General features: G+C 31.5%; 4 protein-coding genes. 1 reads left to right on the forward strand and 3 read right to left on the reverse strand.

Annotation, left to right across the window (positions count from 1 at the left end):
* Positions 1-114: 114 nt before the first annotated feature.
* From ACW6OJ_RS08010 to ACW6OJ_RS08020, 3 genes are all read right to left on the reverse strand, one after another.
* On the reverse strand, positions 115-297 hold the full coding sequence (locus tag ACW6OJ_RS08010; protein ID WP_456096270.1) for a hypothetical protein: 183 nt from the start codon (positions 295-297) through the stop codon (positions 115-117).
* A gap of 113 nt (positions 298-410) precedes the next feature.
* Positions 411-989 carry a CPBP family intramembrane glutamic endopeptidase gene (locus ACW6OJ_RS08015; protein ID WP_456096271.1) on the reverse strand — a complete coding sequence of 193 codons (579 nt, stop codon included), beginning with the start codon at positions 987-989 and terminating at the stop codon, positions 411-413.
* 125 nt (positions 990-1,114) lie between these two features.
* Positions 1,115-1,525, reverse strand: a complete 411-nt coding sequence (locus ACW6OJ_RS08020; RefSeq protein ID WP_456096272.1) for a hypothetical protein — start codon at positions 1,523-1,525, stop codon at positions 1,115-1,117.
* A 587-nt stretch (positions 1,526-2,112) separates the two neighbouring features.
* Here ACW6OJ_RS08020 and ACW6OJ_RS08025 point away from each other — a divergent pair.
* Positions 2,113-2,466, forward strand: coding sequence for a transposase (locus ACW6OJ_RS08025; RefSeq protein WP_456096273.1), 354 nt, complete (start codon positions 2,113-2,115; stop codon positions 2,464-2,466).
* Positions 2,467-2,660 lie beyond the last annotated feature (194 nt).

Consider the following 2,660-nt stretch of genomic DNA (forward strand, 5'->3'; position numbering starts at 1 on the left):
TTTGCGTTTAAAAGCGCATCAAAAGCTTTCTTCGCCTTCATACAATATGGGCATCCTTTTAAATATATAAATGTCAACTTTTTCATAACATACCTCCTTTTTATTATCTAAATTTTACCACATTTGACCGCTTCTCTCAATCCAAAACTCAAAATTCGCATTGCTCAAAGCATCATCTTTAGCATCAAAATGAGAACTAGTATAAAAAAATAGCAGGCATGCGCGAGCATACCTGCCTCCTACTTCAAACCAAAACCCTAGTTGTGTATCAATAGTTTCAGATTCTCTTTCAATCATATCCTGTAATCCAAACTGTTTGCACACCTTCATTATAGTTTCATCATCATCTATTTTTTTAAGTTGCTATAGCAAATATGTTCTCTTATCGTAGTAAGCATAATTTTATATCCTCAAATTTTTACCACTCCATCGCTTTTATTTCCGCTAAATGCACTCATTTTCAAAATCAGAAGAGATATTATAAGCAATATAATCGTCTGAACTACCAGCCCCTTATATCTAAATGCTATTATAAAGATACTCCATATACTCATCAAATTGTGAATAGCATGAATGAGCACCATACACCATATACTTCCTGATTTTTTGTAAAAATATGCAAACCATATCGAAAAAAAGATTTCTGTTACTATTCTAGTACTATATATTATCGAAAGATACTCCCTCGATGTATATCCAAATGCTTTTACCGATTCTGGCAATTCCATAAAATATTCATTATTAAAATGCCACACTGCCCAAATTATTCCAAGTAAGACTACTCCTCCTATTTCTCCAAATTTCTTTTGCAATCTTGGTTGCAGAAAAAATCTCCATCCATATTCTTCTCCAAATATCATATAAATACTAATAGGGTTAAATACATGTATCGGTATATAAATTAGCCTTGTTTTGTATAATGTAAATATCTCTACTATTGCATCTGCAAATATTACTCTGGAGTTAATGTAATCTCCATTGTAAAACACTGTCTTGAACTGTTCTGTATACGAATCTAGAAAATAGAAAACAAAAAATGTGCTTGTTATTGCAAAGGAAATTAAAATTATATAGGCAAGCAGCCATTTTATAGTTTTTTTGATATTTCCTCCTCTCAGACCCCATATTTCAGCATTTTTTTATCCTCAAATAACATTGAAATTAAAAAAATACTTCCTGAAATACCCATGCATAACCATGGGCTTACACTTGAAATTATCCCTAAACTTATTAAAATTATTGTGATACCACTGCAACCTATGTAATAATTAAAACAGTTTGGAATACATGTTTTATCTTTCAGCTTTATTGTAATCATTGCTGCCATAGCAGGTGTAAGAGTCTGAACAGGATTAATTTGAAAATTTTTTCCTATATGCTTAAAATACGCTGCCACCAGTGTTAATACAAATACCATTATAAATAATAGTAAAAGGAAAAGCCTCACATCATCAACTTTCGAAATATTTTTTTTTAAATTCCGATAAGACTGACTAGCTCTGTCTTTAGTTTTTGGATTCTGCATTTCTTCTATGTCCTACTTTTCTATTATGATATTTTATTTACCAATAATTTTATCTAAATATAGTTTAAAATCTATTTCTCACATCTTTTTATATTGTTAAAACTCAAAAACATCTCTATATAGATAATAATTCGGAGCAGAAAAATTATTTATTTTACTTTTAACGCAACTTTAATACGAGACTTATGAAAGCATATTTGTCATTAGCATCTCATTTGAACAGGGTTTCCATTCTTTAAATGGCACGATGGCGCTGGTCGATTTTTCGTCGGTGTCTGACAAGTTTCTATATCCTATTGTTTAGTAATTAAAGATTTCCTAACAAAAATAATCAATACATCCATATCTATTAGAATAATCTTATATATCTTAATTATATCACAACATTGTAGCACTTCAATACCTAATATTACGGATTAAATTTGTCTATAAATTCAATAAACATTATCCCAATGTCGAAGATGTTTGCTGATGAGTTTATTAGTGACACGAAAAATAGGGCACTCTAAATTATCGTGTAGGTGCAAAAAATCCCTCCATAGGATGTGATTGATTTGCAGTCTTTATTCATATATCACTATCGAAATATGAATAAAGACTGCTCATATGATGAAGCTACCAACCTTTATGATGATATGCTTAAAGCCTTTAAAACATCCGGAATTAGGCCGTTTAATGAGTTTACCTGGAGGTATGAAATCCTAAACTCATATCTTAGGCCCTATGATGATAGGAAACTATCTAACTCATTCACTGAAAATGTTAACGGAAAACTGCGTACTTATCTAGCAGTATCTAGAGGAATTAGTAATTTTCAGCGCTTCAGAAAGAGAGTTATCTATTCGCTTTCTAAAGATGTTCAATATTCACTAAACAATAGCCTGCACAGTGATAGTGTTCCTAAAAGAAAAAGAGGTACATACAAGAAAATTAGAGATTAAGCATTCAAAAAGCACTTCAAGCATTTGAGCTTGAAGTGCTCTTGATTTCATTGGTACCCACACGATAATTTAAAGTACCAAAAATAGCAGGTACGCTCGCGCATACCTGCCACCTATTCAGGTTATTTATTTCTTTCTTACCTTAACAGCTGTTCCGTAAGCCATAACCTCTGATGCCCCCTGCATGATTGCTG

The sequence above is a fragment of the Peptostreptococcus sp. genome (assembly GCF_977045075.1).

What these genes read in the sequence shown, in the direction of transcription:
- ACW6OJ_RS08010 (WP_456096270.1), bottom strand. Translation starts at nt 297, where the DNA reads ATGATTGAAAGAGAATCTGAAACTATTGATACACAACTAGGGTTTTGG.
- ACW6OJ_RS08025 (WP_456096273.1), top strand. Translation starts at nt 2,113, where the DNA reads ATGAATAAAGACTGCTCATATGATGAAGCTACCAACCTTTATGATGAT.
- ACW6OJ_RS08020 (WP_456096272.1), bottom strand. Translation starts at nt 1,525, where the DNA reads ATGCAGAATCCAAAAACTAAAGACAGAGCTAGTCAGTCTTATCGGAAT.